Origin of the sequence: Pseudomonas sp. NY15437 (assembly GCF_048068435.1) — a bacterium.
GTDB lineage: Bacteria > Pseudomonadota > Gammaproteobacteria > Pseudomonadales > Pseudomonadaceae > Pseudomonas > Pseudomonas nitroreducens_B.
This window is the reverse complement of the sequence record NZ_JBLUQC010000007.1, coordinates 254,053-271,861: the sequence shown is the minus strand read 5'-3', so window position 1 is coordinate 271,861 and position 17,809 is coordinate 254,053. Positions and strand designations below refer to the sequence as shown.

At 55.2% G+C, this 17,809-nt stretch carries 19 protein-coding genes; 15 read left to right on the top strand and 4 right to left on the bottom strand.

Annotated elements, in window-relative coordinates; translation table 11 throughout:
• Position 1: 1 nt before the first annotated feature.
• Genes ACNFIA_RS18100 through ACNFIA_RS18085 form a run of 4 tightly spaced genes read right to left on the bottom strand, consistent with a single transcriptional unit; the run spans position 2 to position 3,660 of the window.
• A complete protein-coding gene (locus ACNFIA_RS18100) occupies positions 2-787 on the bottom strand; it encodes a CheR family methyltransferase (protein ID WP_416787310.1) in 786 nt (261 codons plus the stop codon).
• Complete coding sequence (locus ACNFIA_RS18095; RefSeq protein WP_416787308.1) at positions 784-2,784, bottom strand: methyl-accepting chemotaxis protein; 2,001 nt, start codon at positions 2,782-2,784, stop codon at positions 784-786. The genes ACNFIA_RS18100 and ACNFIA_RS18095 overlap by 4 nt, the downstream gene beginning before the upstream one ends.
• Positions 2,785-2,795: 11 nt before the next feature.
• Positions 2,796-3,284 (bottom strand): chemotaxis protein CheW, encoded by a 489-nt coding sequence (locus ACNFIA_RS18090; protein ID WP_037012545.1) that lies wholly within the window; start codon positions 3,282-3,284, stop codon positions 2,796-2,798.
• Positions 3,274-3,660 carry a response regulator gene (locus ACNFIA_RS18085; protein ID WP_037012547.1) on the bottom strand — a complete coding sequence of 129 codons (387 nt, stop codon included), beginning with the start codon at positions 3,658-3,660 and terminating at the stop codon, positions 3,274-3,276. The genes ACNFIA_RS18090 and ACNFIA_RS18085 overlap by 11 nt, the downstream gene beginning before the upstream one ends.
• 142 nt (positions 3,661-3,802) lie before the next feature.
• Here ACNFIA_RS18085 and ACNFIA_RS18080 point away from each other — a divergent pair, with 142 nt between their 5' ends.
• From ACNFIA_RS18080 to ACNFIA_RS18010, 15 genes are all read left to right on the top strand, one after another.
• Positions 3,803-4,468: a hypothetical protein gene (locus ACNFIA_RS18080; protein WP_416787305.1), complete on the top strand. Its 666-nt coding sequence runs from the start codon at positions 3,803-3,805 to the stop codon at positions 4,466-4,468.
• Positions 4,469-4,530: 62 nt separating this feature from the next.
• A complete protein-coding gene (locus tag ACNFIA_RS18075; protein WP_037012551.1) occupies positions 4,531-5,388 on the top strand; it encodes a ParB/RepB/Spo0J family partition protein in 858 nt (285 codons plus the stop codon).
• Between the two features lie 123 nt (positions 5,389-5,511).
• Positions 5,512-6,921 (top strand): hypothetical protein, encoded by a 1,410-nt coding sequence (locus ACNFIA_RS18070; RefSeq protein ID WP_416787302.1) that lies wholly within the window; start codon positions 5,512-5,514, stop codon positions 6,919-6,921.
• A 174-nt stretch (positions 6,922-7,095) separates the two neighbouring features.
• Positions 7,096-7,998: a ParA family protein gene (locus ACNFIA_RS18065; RefSeq protein ID WP_316866195.1), complete on the top strand. Its 903-nt coding sequence runs from the start codon at positions 7,096-7,098 to the stop codon at positions 7,996-7,998.
• On the top strand, positions 7,998-9,131 hold the full coding sequence (locus ACNFIA_RS18060; RefSeq protein ID WP_416787298.1) for a ParB/RepB/Spo0J family partition protein: 1,134 nt from the start codon (positions 7,998-8,000) through the stop codon (positions 9,129-9,131). The genes ACNFIA_RS18065 and ACNFIA_RS18060 overlap by 1 nt, the downstream gene beginning before the upstream one ends.
• Positions 9,132-9,735: 604 nt before the next feature.
• Positions 9,736-9,873 (top strand): hypothetical protein, encoded by a 138-nt coding sequence (locus ACNFIA_RS18055; RefSeq protein ID WP_416787295.1) that lies wholly within the window; start codon positions 9,736-9,738, stop codon positions 9,871-9,873.
• Positions 9,874-10,221: 348 nt separating this feature from the next.
• Entirely contained in the window at positions 10,222-11,460 is a 1,239-nt protein-coding gene (locus tag ACNFIA_RS18050) for a toprim domain-containing protein (RefSeq protein WP_416787293.1), read from the top strand.
• A gap of 484 nt (positions 11,461-11,944) precedes the next feature.
• Positions 11,945-12,085, top strand: coding sequence for a hypothetical protein (locus ACNFIA_RS18045; protein ID WP_157791854.1), 141 nt, complete (start codon positions 11,945-11,947; stop codon positions 12,083-12,085).
• A 69-nt stretch (positions 12,086-12,154) separates the two neighbouring features.
• Positions 12,155-13,105: a PD-(D/E)XK nuclease family protein gene (locus ACNFIA_RS18040; protein WP_416787290.1), complete on the top strand. Its 951-nt coding sequence runs from the start codon at positions 12,155-12,157 to the stop codon at positions 13,103-13,105.
• Positions 13,106-13,170: 65 nt separating this feature from the next.
• Positions 13,171-13,668: a hypothetical protein gene (locus tag ACNFIA_RS18035; RefSeq protein ID WP_416787288.1), complete on the top strand. Its 498-nt coding sequence runs from the start codon at positions 13,171-13,173 to the stop codon at positions 13,666-13,668.
• A 625-nt stretch (positions 13,669-14,293) separates the two neighbouring features.
• Positions 14,294-14,614, top strand: coding sequence for a hypothetical protein (locus ACNFIA_RS18030; protein ID WP_416787286.1), 321 nt, complete (start codon positions 14,294-14,296; stop codon positions 14,612-14,614).
• Between the two features lie 247 nt (positions 14,615-14,861).
• Positions 14,862-15,296, top strand: a complete 435-nt coding sequence (locus tag ACNFIA_RS18025) for a hypothetical protein (protein ID WP_416787284.1) — start codon at positions 14,862-14,864, stop codon at positions 15,294-15,296.
• Between the two features lie 161 nt (positions 15,297-15,457).
• On the top strand, positions 15,458-16,576 hold the full coding sequence (locus tag ACNFIA_RS18020; protein ID WP_416787281.1) for an AAA family ATPase: 1,119 nt from the start codon (positions 15,458-15,460) through the stop codon (positions 16,574-16,576).
• A 12-nt stretch (positions 16,577-16,588) separates the two neighbouring features.
• Positions 16,589-17,410, top strand: a complete 822-nt coding sequence (locus ACNFIA_RS18015; protein ID WP_416787279.1) for a hypothetical protein — start codon at positions 16,589-16,591, stop codon at positions 17,408-17,410.
• Between the two features lie 135 nt (positions 17,411-17,545).
• Complete coding sequence (locus ACNFIA_RS18010) at positions 17,546-17,806, top strand: hypothetical protein (RefSeq protein WP_416787277.1); 261 nt, start codon at positions 17,546-17,548, stop codon at positions 17,804-17,806.
• Positions 17,807-17,809 lie beyond the last annotated feature (3 nt).

Genomic DNA, 17,809 nt, shown 5'->3' with positions numbered 1-17,809 from the left:
CCTAGGCGACCTTTACGAAGAGATTGAGCAGATGATTGGGCAGGCGTTTGAGCCCGATCGGGTTCCAGTTACCGTCCTCGGCTGGGCCCGTAAGCAGATGGCCCCCCACCGGCAGCATCGCTGCCAACTTCTGCAAAATTAGGTGGCGCGTTTCCACGCGGTAGTAGATGAGCATGTTCTGCGTGATGATCAGGTCCGGATTCGTGAAGCCGACCGGTCTATCCGAGAGAATGTTGTGCTGCTCGAAGGTGACCATGTCCCGGAACCAGGAGTGGAACTTGATGGTGTTCTCACCCCGTGGGATGCAGACATCGCTCCGTAGGTCCGGGTGACTGCGGTAGATTCCCCGGCGAGCTGTTTCAATGCATGGGTGGGAGACATCGGACCCGTGCACCTGAAACGCTGCCCGACCTGCTCGCAGCAAGGTGCAAGCGATGCTGTAGGGCTCTTCCCCAGTGGAGCACCCGACAGACAAGACCCGAGGGGCATGACGAATACCGGAGCAAACCTCACGAATAGCTTCCAGTGATGGCGGGTACCGGAAGAACCGTGTTTCGTGGTTGGTAGCCAAGTGGAGGATCTGGAATCGCTGAGCCTCATCCAACCTACCGCTGACAAAGAGCCCCAAGAGACCTTCCAGGGTCTCTCCAGTTTCGCATGCGAAACTGGAGAGAGCCCTGGCAAAAGCAGCCTGGCGGTGCTCTGCAATTTCAATGGCGAAGCGCTCCTCGATGATCTTCATCCAAGAGCTGGCCATCTCCTCATCAAGATCATCGAGTGTGTTCATGCGCGCTTGCTGTAGAAAGTCTGAATGCCGGTGTGAAGGTTCTGCGCCTGGCGGTTCAGGTTATTCATGGCAGATGCGGTTTGCTCACTTGCGGCCGAGTTCTCGGTTGCGTAGTGGCGAATCGAACCCATCGTGTCTGCAACCTCGGACGACTGCGCGATCAGGTTCGTAGTCCGCTGATTCACATCATCGACGTTGGTGGTCAGGCTCTCAGTGATCACCTGGATGTCCTTCAGCGAGGCAAGTGCCGCGTTAGATCGATGCTGGAGGCTTTGCATCTCATTAAGCGAAATATCCACGGCGACTTGGGTATCGCGGGCGGCTTCGTTCATGTCTTTGAGCAGCTGAGCGATTTCGGTGACTACCGCTTGGGATTGAATGCTGAGGTCCTGGACAGCCTCACCGCTCTTTGCCATCGCACGTGAAATCTCAGAGTTCCCTTCGATCTGATCCGCCAGCAGGTAGGCGTTGTAGGCCACGATCTGGGACTTCGTGGCAACCAATTTCACGAACTCGCTGATGCGCTCAAGCATCTGGAAGCGCTCGATCAGGTGCTTGTTGCGATGCTGGATCTGGTTGAGGTGCTGGGTCTGGACAAGAATGCCTTCGTGCACCCCGTTCACCGATTCGCTCCCGGCATGGACTTTATGGGCAACGCCGTTGGCAACTCGCTGGGTGTCCCCCATCAGCTGCTGGATGAGATTGATGAAGGTGCCCATGTCTGCGATTAGCGAGCTGATGTGCTCGATCGCCCGGAATTGTTCATCACGGTTACGATCAACGTTCTGAGCCGTGGTGATGGTTTGCTCGGTAGCTGCGGCCAGGCCCATTACCGTTTCACTGGTCTCAGTGAAGATCTCGTGGAAACGGGAGAACACAGTGTTGAGACGCTGGGCTATGTCCTTCGTGGAATCACGATCATCGGTCAACTCCAGGTCGAGTTCGCCCCGCCCTACCCGCTCGATTTCAGCCAACAGCAAGCTCAGGTCTTTCGAACGCTCACGCTGGCTTCCTTCAATGGTGCTACCGCGGTTTTCGACGGCTTGTGCACGTGACACGGAAACGCGAGTTACGAGAAGCATGCTGAGGATGGCCAAAGCGATCGTCAGCGTGCCCAGGATTGCAACAGTAAGTGGCGTGATTGCCCGTGAATCAGGCAATGCCTTCACTGAAGCCAACAGTGCATCGGTGGCGGACACAATCTTGTCACGGGCCTGCCAGATCTCTTTCGCATGCGGAAGATTCTGAGCTGAACCAGTGGAGAGTCGGCTTGCCTGGTCGATCAGGGATTGGGCGGCAGTTGCGCCGCGGTAGCTCTTAACCAGCTCTTCCATCATTGCCTTGTCACGTGGCAACGAGTTTCCGAATGCAGTGAGCGCCCCCAGATATTTGCCAACCCCGGCCTCTGCACTCTGCAGTGCGGCCGCGTCAACAACCGTCGCGGAGGTCACCCCCGCAACATCAGCCTCAAGATCATTGAGGGCCTGGGTCAGCTGTCCTTTCTGTTGCGCGGATGCATTCAAGCCAGCCAGCAAAGTCTCCGCCGCCCTGCCAGTGTCGATGGCCTTCTGGATGGAGACCTTGGCGTCCTTGGCCGCACGACTGAATGCCTCGGTTCCGGACTGACCGCTGAGCAGCTTGGCGATCGACGGGGCAATGCCATCCCAGGACACGCTCAGCGCTTCGAGACTGCGGAGAACAGACTCAGGAGCACCGGGAATCCCTTTCACAGGATCACCATTGCGAAGGTGCATCAAGGCCCGCTCTACCTGACTTTCGGCGTCAGAGAGTTGCGAGGCAAATGCACCATCGGCCGCGGCCTTGTCTGAGAGATAGATCGTCTGCATGGCCGCCGCTCTCAACTCGTAGCTTTCGGACATGTAGAAGGAGTCGGCTTTGCTGTCCTGGAGAAGGCTGTACCCCGTCCACCCAGCCGCGCCACCAGTTGCGATCAGAAGGACCGCAGTAAGGGGAACGAAGGAAAAATTGTTGCTCATGCGGTCTTGTCTCAAGTGAGGTCAATCGATTGCATTTTGGGGTCAGCTATCAGGGCCTGAATGTCGATAACAGCCCAGGCTCTCTCGGAGTCCGCGACTACACCGACAAGGCAGGCCCCAAGGCCGGGAGGAATCTTCAGGTCTGCGTTGGGGGCATCTTCTAGCTCTCCAGATGGGATAAAACCCACCACCTGGTCCACGATCACTCCAACATCCCCAACGTCAACTCCCCCGCGAACGATCAACGCCACAGGCTTGTTCAACTCCCCTGCTCCGCCCTGCTGGGGGATTGAGAGGAACCTGGAGATATTCACGAAGGGGATGATGTCTCCGTCCATCTTGGTTGCACCGTGCAGCCACGGTTTGGTTCCAGGGACCTGCGTAGGGCTATCAGGGACCTGAGTGATGGCGTTCACCGCAAGCGAAGGGCTCAAGCAGTAAGTGCTTCCGATCCGGTATCCGATGCAGCGATACCGCCCGCTGTTGATGTCATTGCTCATCGATGATCGTTTCCATATCAGCCAGCGCCTGGGCGATCTTGTCCCCAGTGAAAGGCTTCGTCAGATAGCGATCAGCCCCCGCCAACAACCCTTTCTGAACGTCAAACGGGGAGCTGGCACTGGAGAGCACGGCGATCGGCATGGACTTGAACTGTGGCGATGCACGAAGAATTGAGACGAGCTTCAGCCCATCCAGATTTGGCATCTCGATGTCGATGAAGCAGGCGTCTGGTCGCGCCTCACGGATTACGTGCAACGCCTCATAGCCATCTTTCGCCAGGTGGACCTCGATGTCCGACTTCTGCAGAAAGCTGGCCCCCATCTTTCGCATGCCGGGGGAGTCGTCGACGATGCAGACGGATCGAATATTGGTCATACGGAGCAACTCCTGATTCTTGACCTAATAGTGGTCAGGAGGTGCTCCCTTTCAGGGAGGTGGGTACCTTTACGCCCTGGAAGCCATGCAACTGGGCATTTCAAGCACAGCGGTTATGGTCCCCTGCCCTACAGGAGGACCAATGCGCAGATCAAATCATCGAGCTGCATTTGCTCAAGACCCAAAATTTCAGGAACGCATCGCGCGTCAACTTCAGGGAGCCCACTCTCCGTCCCTGCCTTCGAAAGATGTAGCGGATCAGCCACCGGCTACCGAGCGGAAACCAAGCAAGGCTGCAGAGCGGCTCAAGCGAGTTCAGCATGCGAACCAAGACGGGAGGCTCGACTCAGTGATGCTCGACAGGGGTAGCCGTGTGCTGACCGTTTCATTCCCGGGGGCAAAGTTGCTTTCACTCAACACCATGCTCAGGCTTCACGATGCAAAAGCCACCAGCCTCAAGGCGACATGGTTCAAGCGCATCGAAGCTCTGATGTATGAGAACCGGGAGATCTACGACGAGTGGCGGCAAACAGCGGTCTACCCCCTACTCGTCGAGGAGATCTACATCACCGGCGAAGCCCGCTTACTTGACCATGAGAGCGTCACGGCTGCTTGCAAACCCGTGATTGATGCCTTCGTATCCAACGGGTTTCTTCCAGATGACGATCAAAAGCACATTGCCCAGCCTCTGCCCTACACTGAGCGAGGGGAATCGCCTGGGCTTGTGATTTCCTTCCGGCCGACCGAGCACCCCTGGGGCCTGATATCGGAAGAGACGATTCGGGCCTCCCGATCCTTGGGGGATTGAAAAACAGGTGCAGGATGTTATCCCTCGTGTATCATGTTTCATGCAGACGCGAGGGGTTTCACGTGTATCAATCTGAGGCCAGAATCACTCCAGAAACATCAGAGTGCTTAGGCATCAACATGGTCCCGGTAGAGCACCGGGATGTTGATGTTGACCTCATGCACCCTGGAGTTTGGCAAACCCGTCGCAGCTTCCATCCTGCTGAGTTGGAAGAGCTCGGCGACAGCATGGTGAAAGGCGGCGGTAACGCCATCCCGCTGGTACTGTGCCCTCGCGCTCAAGGCGGGTTCTACATCATCTGTGGCGAGCGGCGCTGGAGATCCGCCCAACTCAAGATGATCCCTCGCCTCCGCTGCATCATCGGCGACTACACGCATGACCAAGCCCGCTTCATCTGCGCGGTTGAGAATCTCCAGCGGGTTCAACTGAACCCTATCGAAGAAGCCCAATCCTACGCGGACATCCAAGAGACCGGCCTTTCGCATGACCTGATCGGCAAGGAGTTGGGAAAAAGCCGGTCCCATGTTTCCAACTACATCCGCCTGCTTTCCCTCGATTTCACAGTCAAGGATTTCCTGATTCACGGAAAGCTCACCGCTACCCAGGCCCGTCCGCTCTGCTCGCTTGAGGCCAAAGCCCTACAGCGCCAGATTGCCACCCAGGCAGTCCGACTTGGCTGGAGCGTTAAGCGGATCGAGGATGAGGTTTCCCGCCACCTCAGTAAGCCCAAACCCAAGGTAGGGCTTCCACGTCAGGACGCTGATATTGAGCGTCTTACCCGGCTCATCTCAGAGCACACCGGCTATCCCTGCGTGATCAAGAAGACACCGAGTGGCAACTGGCAGATGGGATTCATCATGACTGGCGACGACCAGTTTGTCGGCCTCATCGAACGCCTTGGGATCAAAGTCGACGAGTGATTGGCCTCACTCCCGATATTGAGCACTCCCCTCCCACTATTTAGTCAGAAAGCCATTTTCATGGCCCTGCCTTCTCCTGACCGCGTGCTCGCGGGGTGCATTGGGCCTCAAGGTAAATTTCGCATGCTAAACCGACCATTTCCGGTACCTACCCTGCTGGCCATAACCTTGGCCGCGGTGTTGTCCGGCTGCAGCTCTACACATGAGCCGGCAGAGCTGGCGACGATCGAGCCAACGTCTCAATACGATCAGCGCATGCAGGACAGCCTAGGTGCACAGAAGTACACCGAATCCCAGATCCTCTACATGAGGCGGCTGAACGAATTCAAAGATCAGATCGACTCGCTTGAGCGCCAGAAGAAAGCCCTTGAAGCATCGCTCTCCACGACTGCTTATGAGCAGGACATTAACTCTGGCCATGCCCCGTCCACTGAAGCCGGCCGCATGCAGGAGTTTCAAGCGGCAACCCAGGCTTCTCAAGCGCGCGTAGCAGAAGAGAACTCCAAGGCAACGATCCGACAGTCCATCATTGAGAACGACCGCGACCGGGCTGTCCTCGAGGCAGAAACACGGGCTGCTGCTGAAATCGAACAATTGAGGTTCGCCACCTCAACTCAGCAAGCCAAAGCCGCAGCCGAGAAAGCGGAAAGTGCACGTACACTAGAAAAGCAACGTTTCGCAATGGCCGTTGCGAATGCTGAAGCTGAGCGCAAGGCAGCAGAGACCGTTGAAGAGATACACGCCAGAATCTCTGAAGTGAAAGGTCAGCTTGCGGGCCTGGAAGCAAACCTCGCCCAGGCCCAGAAGGAACATCAGCGCTTGGCCGATCTGTCTAAGCAGCTGCAGGCTCCAGTGGTGGTTGCTAGCGCAAACGAACCTAGTCTTGATGCTAAGACTGAAGCCCGCATCGCCGAAATCAAGGCCAGGCTGGCTAAGGAAAAAACCGAGATCACCAACAGGGCGCGGACCGAGGTCGCCGGGATTACCGCTGGCTCCGAGATCAACAAGGCTAGCGTAGTCGCGCCAGTAGTGACTGGCCGCGCTGTGTACGCAGGCTCATATGGCGAGAAGCCCACCACCTTTGTGAAGGTAGATCCCCCACAACAGAAATCGATTGCGAAACCCTTTGCCGCCCCCGTCAAACAAGAGGCGATCGCAACGGTTAGCAAGTTCGAACCGAAGATTTCTCCTGTCGTAATTCAGCGTGGCTCCGACACCGGCAGTGCAATGCTTGCAGGGGGCCCGGTCACTACCTCAGTCCAGAGCCCAGCTCCCATTGTGGTGGCACCGAAGTCTCGGATGATCTACGACGTCCTATACGTCTACAAGGACGAGGGGAGCTGGCGGAAATTCCAGCGCTATCTGGAGGCCTATGGGATCAACGACTACGAGCCGGTCCACAAGGATGGATCTTTCTACCTCTACATGGGGCGGTTCTACGACAAGCTTGGAGCCGCTCGACGCGTTGATTTCCTCAACCGTACAACAAATACCAACCACGCCACCGTGCATCCACAAGAGGTTGCGATGTAGGGGTAACCGGGATCTGGTTTAGCATGCGAAATCAAGCGAAAGGGGAGGGGTGAGAATCCTTCCCCTTTTGCATTGCATCCTTGCCGTAGATTTATTTTCGCAAAGCAGACGTTTTGACTTGAAAAGGGTAGCAATGCGGTTAGAGTGGTTTCCATCTCAGATAAGGAGCCACAAATGGCCGTCGTCGTCCCGTTTAAGAAGAGAAAGCAACCCGCCGACGTTCATTCGGTAACGAACCAGAAGGGCGGCGTAGGCAAAACAACAATTGATTTCCATTGGGCTTTGTACCTGGTTGAAGAGGGGTATCGAGTGCTGGGGATCGACCTCGATGCTCAAGGTAACTTCTCGAGCCGTTTTTCTCGCGATGGACGTGTAGGTGGTCTGCGTAGCGCCTACCTGTTCCAGGAGGAGCTGCCCGATCTGCAGCCGCTCAAAACCGAGCTCGGCATTGATCTGATCTACGCCCTTAACAAGGACGACGCACTGAGCTCGGTAGAGCAAATGGGCTTGTCTGTAGTGCCGAACTTCGCCAAACACATCCAGAAGCTGGCGGAAGACTACGACTACATAATCATCGACACGCCGCCGACTAACGGCGTCCGGATGATTGCGGCCTCCGTAATCTCCGATCACATCTTTGTCCCGGTAGAACTGGCAGCCTTTGCCGTTGATGGTGTGATCTCGCTAATCGAGACCTTCGACATGGTGGGCCCGCAGATGGGCACCCGAATCTCGCCAACCGGGATCATCTGCAACAAATTCAATACTCGACTGGAAGATCACCGAGAGTCCCTTGAGGACCTTCGCAAGGTAGTTGGGCCTAAGATCCTTCAGAGCAGCCTTTCCATTAAAGGAGCTATCGACAAAGCGTTGAAGCAGTGCCGCCCCGTTTGGACGTTACGGCGCGCGGGGGCTGACCGAGAAGCGGGCAAAGAAATGAGAAAATTGATGGAGGAAATGGCACACCTGGCGGGTGTAGAAGTGAAGCCAGCTGTGACCACTCCGGTTGCAAAGACGCCAACCAAAGCGCCCGCAACCAAAAGCAAAGCACGCGCGAAAAAAGTGGGGATTAACTAATGGTCAAAAGCCTTGATATGTCGAGCTTGCAGCGGTTGAAGGATCTCACCGATCTCGCTGATGCCTCGCAAGAAAATCAGGTCATTCTGCTGACCGTTGACCAGATTGAGGTCAAACCTCAGGTCCGAAAGGACTTCAAAGACATCGAGGAACTCGCTGCTAGCTTTGACGAAGAAGGGCAGCAGACAGCGATCATTGTTGGGCCTAAAGACCCGAACACTGGAAAGTACCCTCTAAAAATGGGTGGCCGACGCTATGCTGCGGCGGTGCTTCGTCCAGGATTCAAGCTAAAGGCTATCGTGGATGCAAAGCAACGTTCGAAGGCCAAGGGCATTCTGGCTCAAGTTATCGAAAACGATCAGCGCCAAAGTCTGAATCCTTACGAGATGGGCCGTGCAATCGCTGACGCTAAAGCAGAAGCAAAGGCAGCGGGAGAGCATTTGAGCAACCAGGCAATTGCCAAGTATCTCGGCAGAAGCGAGTCCTTTGTATCGATCCATTTAGGCTTTGCGGATCTGTCAGAGGAGCTGGTTGACCTCATCAAGTTTGGGATTACTTCTGACCCAGAGGTCTTGCGAGAAATGAAGCAGCTGAAGACTCTCCAGCCGGAGACCTTCGACGCTTTCATCAAAAAAGCAAATGCCGAAGGTTCGATCAGCCGTCAACTGGTGCGAGATGCCGTTCGGCTAGCGAAGGGTAAGCCAGTAGGTGGAAAAGAGGCAGGGAAGGGCGCGGTAGTTCCCCCAGTTCCGCCTGCGGCTCCAGATCAAACCCCAGTTTCGCATGCTAAACCGGCAGCGAAAGATGTGCAGATCAATGGCAACGGTCATCAGCCACCCCAATCGCCCCAAAGCCAGCCGGCAACTGGAGCTCAAGCAGCTCCAGCCCCTGCAGCTGCTAAAAAGGCAAACGGGAAGGGGTATACCCCCATCTCTGCTGATCGGCAGGTGATTGGCATTCGGGTAGCGATGGACGACACCATCGTCAACGGCTATCTGGCCAACGATCGCGTCCACGATGATCCGTCCAAAGCCTGGACCGTACTGCTGGTCGGAGGGAGCCAGCAACAGAAGCTAGTTAAGGTTGATCAGATCGAGATCGTAAGCGTAGCAGCGATGGCCGAGACCAACTGATCCCATCAGTTCATCAATGTAAGGGCGCTTCAGGCAACTGAGGCGCCTTTTCATTTCAGGACACCATGTACTTGAATGGAGTGTTTTCCAGACCTATCGTGAGGGCGTTTTCTCGTGATCTCCCGCTGTTGGTGAACTCACTGATAGCTGATCACACCCCGCCCCGACTCTTGTATTCAAGGGTTTTGGTGGGAGATTGGTTCAACGACTGAACTCAGTCGTCGTTCTGATCACCTGCTTTGCGATGAACCTGGTGCTTTTCTCCTGGTTCATCGTTTCGATGTTCCAGGTGCATTGCATCTTGCTCATCGAGCTCAATCCGTACCACCGTTCTTTAACAAGTCAGTGTTGAGTGGGTTCGTAATGGACTCATCTCTGCGATTTCGCGTTTTGGTGTGAACACATCCATTCGCCATTTTGCTGAGCTAGTCGCTGCTACGTGGTGACATTCGCTCGGTTTGGTGTTTGGTGTGTGCCCCCTTGGCCTCATCATTCGCTATTCCGTCGCAGAGTGTTTCCAAAGCTTTCTCACTCGACCCCTTGGGCGATCCACATCGCCTTCGGGAGGGTAGTGGTCGTCTCAATTCACATTGAGGACCACACGATGAAATATGCACTCACTTTTGCCATTGCCGTTTCTGCAGCTCTCTTCCTGTTCCAGGGAGATGATGCGCGTAACGCTGTGACGAAGGCTAACCACGACCGTTGCGCTGCTTTTGCTGCCGCCGGCGTTGATTGCTAAATCATGTGCCCTATGACTTTGTCTAGGGCACCCCTAATGCTTCCAGCTAGGCCGGCAGCATTAGAGGTGCCCTCGACGGAACAAACAGCAAGGCCCGGCGCTTCGCGGCGTCGGGCCTTTCTGCATTTGTGGACTTTGCGTCCTTGATTTCCCCTAGAGCCATCCTTAGCGTTGACGGTGATCTTTCCGCCAACTTTCGCATGCGAAATTCCGCTCGGAAGTCTGGAAAAGGTTCCGTCCGCAGAACTCTGCAGATGGGCTCTTTAAAAACTCGCGCTCGCGCAAATCCCACCCTAAGGGCAAGCCAATCCCTTAGGGGACATGGCTGTCTCGTTTTTGGAGGTAGCTATGGATCGTCAAGACAATAATCGCCCGAAACTGTCTGAAGAAGTCCTGGATCTGGTGAAGCAGAATGGCGGCTGGCTGAACGTGATCCCACGTATGACCAGCTCGTTCGATGAAGCGCTCAAGAACCATGGACACCTGGTCGACTGCCCTTTCCCAAACCGTCACCGGAATGGGGGAGGGAAAGACGACTTCAGGTTTTCAAACAAGGCTGGCTATGAAGATCGGGCAATCTGCTCCTGCTTGCAGGACGGAGGCCGTGATCCGATTAGCCTGCTGATCCTGGACGGCGTTGGTAGAGACTATACCGACGTCATGTTCAAGGTCAGAAACGCGCTCACAGCTGGCCATAACCACACCCGCAAGATCACTCCTGTAGTGGTCAGTGAACGGCGTGGCATCAGCCCGGAGGATGAGCAGAAGAGAAAGGAAAAGCACCTGAGGACCGTTCGCGGTCTGATCGAGCTGACCGATCCAGCTGCTGAACCAGGCCGGCTGTACTTTCAACACCGTGGTATCCCGCTGAACAGCAACATCGGTGACGTGAAATTCCATCCTGCCCTTGAGTATTACGAAACTCGTACGAAAGGGGGTGAGAAGGTAAAAGAGTTCATCGGTCGCTTCCCGGCCATTGTGTCGGCATTCCGGAGCAGAACAGGTCGAGTGGTGAACGTCCACAAGATCTACCTGACCCAGGATGGCCGTAAGCTGGAGGGTGTGTCGAAAGTGAAGAAGATCGATTCCCCGTTGTCGGGTTTTAATGGTTCCTCGATCCGAGTAGCTAACGTCGAAGGTTGCAGGACGCTGCATGTGACCGAAGGCGTAGAGAAAGGATGGTCGATCCACCTGGCCACTGGTGAGTCTGTTCGAGTGGCGCATGCCTGCACCACTCTGGCGACATTGCATGTCGATCGCGCTGAGTTCGACCGAGTCGTTATCTGGTCAGATAACGACCCGTACAACGAAGCGCGTGGGAAGCATGGTGATGGTCAAACCTACGCGTGGAAGCTCTTTGTTGAGCTGACTCGCAAGGGGTTCGAGGTTGCCTTCATGCTGCCTGATGTGATTCACGTTCCTGGAGCCAAGGGCCAGGACTGGGAAGACATCATCGTGGCGGAGAAGGTCCTTGAGCAGCCATTACCTGATCGGTTCCACCTGCTTCGGGCGAAAGCCTGTGACGGGGGAGTCTTCGTCGGTTTCAAGCCAGCCGAAATGACCGGTTTTGAAAAGGCCTGCGCGTGAGCGCACAAAAACCCCAGCCCAGCGTTTGCTGGTCTGGGGTTTTTTTTCGCATGCGGAACTGAGATTGTTGAGGTGGAATCGATTTCATCAAGATCACTTGACGAGAGGGGAGGGGGTCAGATAAAAATGTGCCGTCCTAATTGCCTTTCTCTTTGAAAGAGCAAACCCAGACTACGTCAGTGAACTCACTGAGGTTTTCCGGGGTGCTAATCGAAACTCGAACTCGAGTCCGATGAGCACAGACATCGTTGGAACAAATCGGACGGTCTTCTGACCTGTCCACATTCTCGAGATACCAGGCACGTCCCTTGCTGAACTCAGCGGGGTAGATGTGTTACCAGGAACGTGTATCTCACCGCCATATAGGTCAGTGTGTTCTCACGCTACCCATTCCAAGGCACACCTCCAGCGCTAGCGCTTACCCCTGCACGGGAACTCTTCGTGAGCTTATTCCCGGTGCAGCGGGGATATAGGAGGAAATACCATGTCAGGCCAAGTTGAACTTCTCAACGCACCTTCCTTGTGGGAACAACCAGAAGGAGAGGCCCTCGAAAAAGCGCGCGAGCGTTTTCTCAAGGGAGAAGATGACCAACCTGAAAAGGAACCTGAAGTCGTAGACTTCTAATCCATTCAAGAACCCACGAGGGCGACACGTTGCCCTCGGGTAGTCGTGTGCGCCTGAAAAGGTGATTACATGACTTCGTTCGTGAATCCACACTACATCTTCAATCCGGTCCCGGAATCTGAAGAAATAACGCTGTCTCCAACGCAAATCATGAAAGCCATGGTTTGCACACGACTGTTGGGATACTACCGAGCTCGTGTAACCCCCCAAGCGACTCCACTGAACCTGCTGTTTGGCACTGCCTTGCACTGGGTGATTGAGGGTTTCATTAAGGGGTATATCTCGGACGATGAAATGGCTAATTCGTTCATGAGCAAGTTTGACGAGTCATCGTCGGGCAAGCTCATCTGCATGGCCAAATCAAAGTCTCGGGAAACGGCTGAGGTGATCGGAAAACAATTGGCATCAGGCTTTCCTGCTTACTTCCGAAATCTTGGCCTCAAGCCTCTGATTATCGAAGGAGAGTTCAGGATAAAAATCGCTGACCGAGTCTTCATTAAGCTAGTAATCGACTTCGTCGGTGAATGCACCAGGCCGATATTCGACCCTAACGGGAAGATGTTGGCCGATGTAGGCGACGTGGTGATCCTGGACTGGAAAACCGCGGCACAACCAGAAGGAAAGATGTTTGCACGCTACTCGCTGCAGCTGACCTACTACTGGCTGGCCGTGAAACTGGCTTGTGCTCAGTTGGGAATCAAGGAACCGAAGCTATGCGGCTTTGCCTCCGGGCGGAAGCCGAATATCTCGAAGCCGGACTCCGAACAAGTTGTAAACGCCATCTGGCACCCGGTTACCTGGGTGAAGCGGACGGCAGCTGACATTGAGGAGGCTCTCGACTTCGCCCGCGTTGTAGCCAAACGGCTGCGTGCTGGAGAGTTCTTCAGAGCCCCCCATATGGCCTACGACTCACCCTGCGAAAGTCAATCCAAACGGTGCGACATGGCGGACGTGTGCCTCGAAGGCTGTTTGTCTGGATACAGCGTCAAGAATGGTCTGACATTGGCAGACCTAATCTGAAATAGAAATCAACCCTGTGGGGCGGAACAGCCCCGATGGGGTTGGTGCGCCCTCGAGGAGGCTACATGCGTGAGTCTTATCGAATGGAGCGCTACGCTCAACGTGCAGTAGGTATACGTCAGACCAAGGAAGCTGAAGATCTGGCCAGTCGCAAGATTGGCAACTTCCTCATGCAGAACTATCTGGCCGAGGGCTCCTTGCTCGCCGAGGAGTATTCGAATCTATCCCACCACGAGCGTCTGAAATTCATCGCCAACTCCTCCGAGCTGATCATCAGTTCCGATGGGGAAGAAGGCGTAAATGTGGTTTGGGGCTCAAACAAGCAGGTACTGACGCACAGGCTGCTCTCTCCGAGGATTCGGCGTGAGTTTCACGGTGCGCATTATCTTGGCTCCTGGTCCCGCTCGATGCCTATGTGGAAACACGAGGATCTTCGAGACGAAATCAAATGTCGTTTAGAAGCACGAGTCAAAGAACGAGTCGAACTGCGTAAGCAAGGCGCACTCGATTTCTCCCTGGGCTTCGACGATCAACCGCCGCTTTTCCTCCAACCGGAGGGCTAATTTTCCAGCCCTCCCGGGCCGGAAGTTCAACACTTCCGGCGGGACGCCCTGGACGTGTTTTAACCCAACACGCGACGGCGTAACTTTGGAGGCAAAATGAGCTATATCAAAAACCTGATGGTCGTGATCATCGCGTCCATCATGGGTGCTTCTGCCTCTTCTCTGTTCGTAGGATGGTCTACTAATGAACTCCGCATAGTCTTTATGGTTTCCATACTGATGACTGCACTCATTACGTTGAACTCAACGGTTCAGGGTCGAAAGAAGCGTCCGAAACAGACGCCGACGCGCACGGTAAAACGAAAATCGCGTCGAGCTAAGAAACGTGCACGCAGCCCTTAAGGTGATATGAGGTTCGAAAGAAACTCTTTTTCCCTATCGCGAGGATGCGACTATGTCTTTCAGTGTGACGATCGGAATACTGGTGTTGGCATTCGCCATTTACTGGGTCTGTGACTACGTTGAACGCCGGCATGCCGGAGAACACGTGGGCGGAACACGAAGCAGCACGATGTAACTTTCCATGGATAACCCTGGGGGTGTGAACTCCCCTAGGGGAAGAATCACCTTCGGGGTTAGCACAGGAGAAATCTATGTCCTAACAAACAACTCAAAGGTGAACACCATGAAGAAAAAACCGAAGTTCGTTTCCAACCTAAGACTCTCGATAGGGCTCGCTCTATTTGTTAGATGCGGTGGAGATGTGCCTGCACCCAAAGCAATTGTTCCGGCGCTGTATTGGTCGGTTCGTATGGCTGACCGCGTGCTGAGCACCACGAACATCATAAGAAACTTGCTCAAACCGATCCTTCTCCATACCCCTCTGGGTATCGCATTCCTCGTAACGAGGTTTGCGTTGGACCTGGCCCTTGCGGCCAGTCATGTGGAGATGAAGGACATCGGTGAGCCGGCCCGGCAAACGGGTTCAGGCGGAGAGCAGAAATGAAGGCGTTTCAAGAAGGCAAAGAAGCTTTTCAAGCCGGTATTACCAGTCAGCAAAACCCATATCCAGCCATGTCCCAAGAGGGCAGGGCTTGGAGCATGGGATGGCTGGTAGCGAAGGAACCAGGCAACTGGTCCGACATCGCCCGCCGGTACGAAGACCAACCAGGCTAAGCCAGGTCGGCACCTCCCGACCTGCAGGCGGGAGTTCTCAATTCAATCTCCCGGCTGCAGCGGGTAGGAGCTTTGCAATGAAACATCGCCAATACGAAGACAGTGAACTGCTCATGGTTATCGATGGGATCTACTTCGGTACTACGTGGGAGCAAGGCCGCCTGGCTGCGCTCCGCGGGATGACCTTAGGGGACAACCCAGAGGAACCAGACACCGTCAACCACGATGAGTGGAAGAAGGGGTTTGTGCATGGATCAGTCACCGACCAGAAATCTGAAGGTGTGGTTGAGAAAATCGAGATGATCGGCTTCCTGCCGACCATTGAGGTGCAAGTGCTTCCTGAGCGGTCCTTCTGGGCCGTTCTGAATAACCTGCAGATCGATTCCAGCCTGACGGTAACCCAGCTCGCTCGGCGAGCTGGAGTGTCGGAAGAGCAGCTGTGTGAGCGGATGATGATCTTCGGGTTCTTCGACCCGGACTCGGTCCCCATGCACATGCGTGTAGCTGTCTAATTCCTGGCCCTGAAAGGGGCCTTCCTTGCTCAGTGAGCTGGACCAAACATCCGGCTCACGGCCGGGTGTTTGCTCGAGGTCATCGATCTCAAACACACCCGGCTCCGCGCCCGGGTGTCATCAAATATTGCCCCGTGCGCGGCGGGTGCGAGGAAACACAAATGACCAACGTAACCAACAAAATCATCACCGTCGCAGAGATCAAAGAGGCTCACATTCAGGCTGTTACTAGCCAGAAATTTGAGTCGGCCATGGTCCATGAGCTGTTCGGATTTGATAAGCCTCTCAAGGGCTTTGAGAAGCCGATTCCGGTACCGGCAGAGCGTCATCCGCTCTCGCCGAGCATCGACAGCAGTTACGTGTTCAACGAGAGCCTGGTTCGCCGGATTCTGCTGAGCATGTCGACTAAGGACTCCATCATGCTGGTGGGTGAGAAGGGGACTGGTAAGTCTTCCCTCATCAATCAGATCAATGGACGACTGAACCGTCCTTCGATTGCAATCAACGCCGGTCCCGGCGTAGACGAGGGCTATCTCGTAGGGTTCCGTACCCTCGGAAAGGACGGGGTGAAGAGCGTAGATGGTGTTCTGAGCTATGCCTACCGGCATGGTCTGACCTGCACCATCGACGAAATCTGCAGTTTGACTCCCGGCGTGCTGCTCAGTCTGAACGACATCATCCAAGGCGATGAGGTCGTGACGCTGAAGCACCATGGGATTGACCCTGAAATGGACCCCAAGCATCTGCTTGGCCTCGAAGGTGGGATGAACATCGTTCGTCACCCGTCGTTCCGGTTGTTCGCAACCGATAACACTGGTGGCAAGTCCTCTCGTGATCCCCGGTACGCCGGAACGAAGGGACAAAACGCTGCTGTTCGCAGCCGCTTCACCTCGTTCAAAGCCAACTTCATGTCGGCAGAGAAGGAGATGGCAGCACTGCGCGGTCTGAACACCACCGTTAAGGATCTCAACATCCAAATGATGGTTGAGTTCGCATTCCGGTTCCGCGTTGCGTTCTCGCAAGAGGAGGCGTTTGACAACATCTCCTTCCGCGAACTGAAGCGCTGGGTCAACAAACTTGCGCTCTATGGGGACCTGCACGAGTCGTTCACTGACGCGATCTACGCCAACCTTGAAGAAGCGGATCAGCAGCTTGCTGCCGAGCTCTTTGAGGAAACGTTCGGTTGCAAGCTTGAACTTCCAGAGGAGTACACCACTTCGGTGGCGGATCAACTGGATGCAATCGCGTCGGCAGTTAAGCCTGCCGCTCAGGTGGCCTAAGGAGGTCAGAAGATGTACTACCTGACCAACGAAGCCGGTCGATTCAAAGCAGTCCAGGCCGACGTCAACTCCTTCCTCACGACAGTGTGGGAGGGGAACGTCGGTCATGGTGTTTCCGGAAAGAAAGAGCTCCAGTGCAGTTCAGCTGAGGAAGCCTGGGATCACGTATGTGCCCAGGTCACCGAAGCTCGCAGCAATGGCTATGCGCCTCAACCGATTGAGACTTCCCAGCTGAAGCTCAACCTGGCCAACGCAGTAGTCATGGAGTTCGCTCTAAAGCACCGGGGGATATACACCCGCGTCAACAGTTGCACGACCAGTCAATTCAACAGTGGGCTTGCCCAGCTGGAGGAGGTTGTTCGGGTGCTGATCGATGCGGGATTTCCCCTTGGTTTCCGGATGGCAGGTAATGCAGTGGAGGTTGCCTTCAATGGGACTGCCATTCGCATAGGCATCGCGTCTGAACGGGAGTGGGCAACCATGTCCCCGAAGGCGCGTGAGATTTTCGAGGAACGAGGCTTCATCGACAGTTCAATACTGCTTCCGAGCGGGAAGGGGCTGTGGAGACTCAAAACCGAGGAGAGTGTTCTAGATGTCTGTGTTCGGGCTTTTCTTGCCGAGCTCAAGAAAGCTGGAGCGGAATTCGAGGTGGAGAGTGATGCTGCGTACACCCTGGACCCATTGCGCCCATTCCAACGCCAGCACATCGAAGAGATGGACTGGTACCGGCGGGCGCCGCAGGTTCTGAAGGTTCTTGAAAATGCCGACCTGCTCGGTCCCGTCAAGATGAAAGTCGAGACGGTGATCGACCTCGGAATGTCCCTGTTCCTATAAGCCAGGCCATTCGGCCTATCCCTCCACTAGAGCTGGATCTGATCCGGCTTAGCTGGGTTTGTACCAACAAGCCCGGCACCGCGCCCGGGCTTCATTTCTCCATTTCCCGTGCGCGGCGGGTGAGAGGTACTTCATATGAAAGCTGCTTTCGCAAAAGCTGATGCTGCTCTGGACATGTTCTGGATTGGCTACGTGCTCCATGCGTACCACCGCTTGATGAGCAAGTTCCACGGCCGCAAGGCCAAGAGGCTTGCCCAAAAGGTGTTGGCTCGCGCCAATGAACAGCGCCAGAGCCCCGCGATCCACGTGCGGAGCAAGGAGCAGTTCTGGAGTCATCGCCACCAGGTCCTGCGTCATGACCTGGAAGCCGATCTGATCCGCGGGAAATCCTGCTGATCC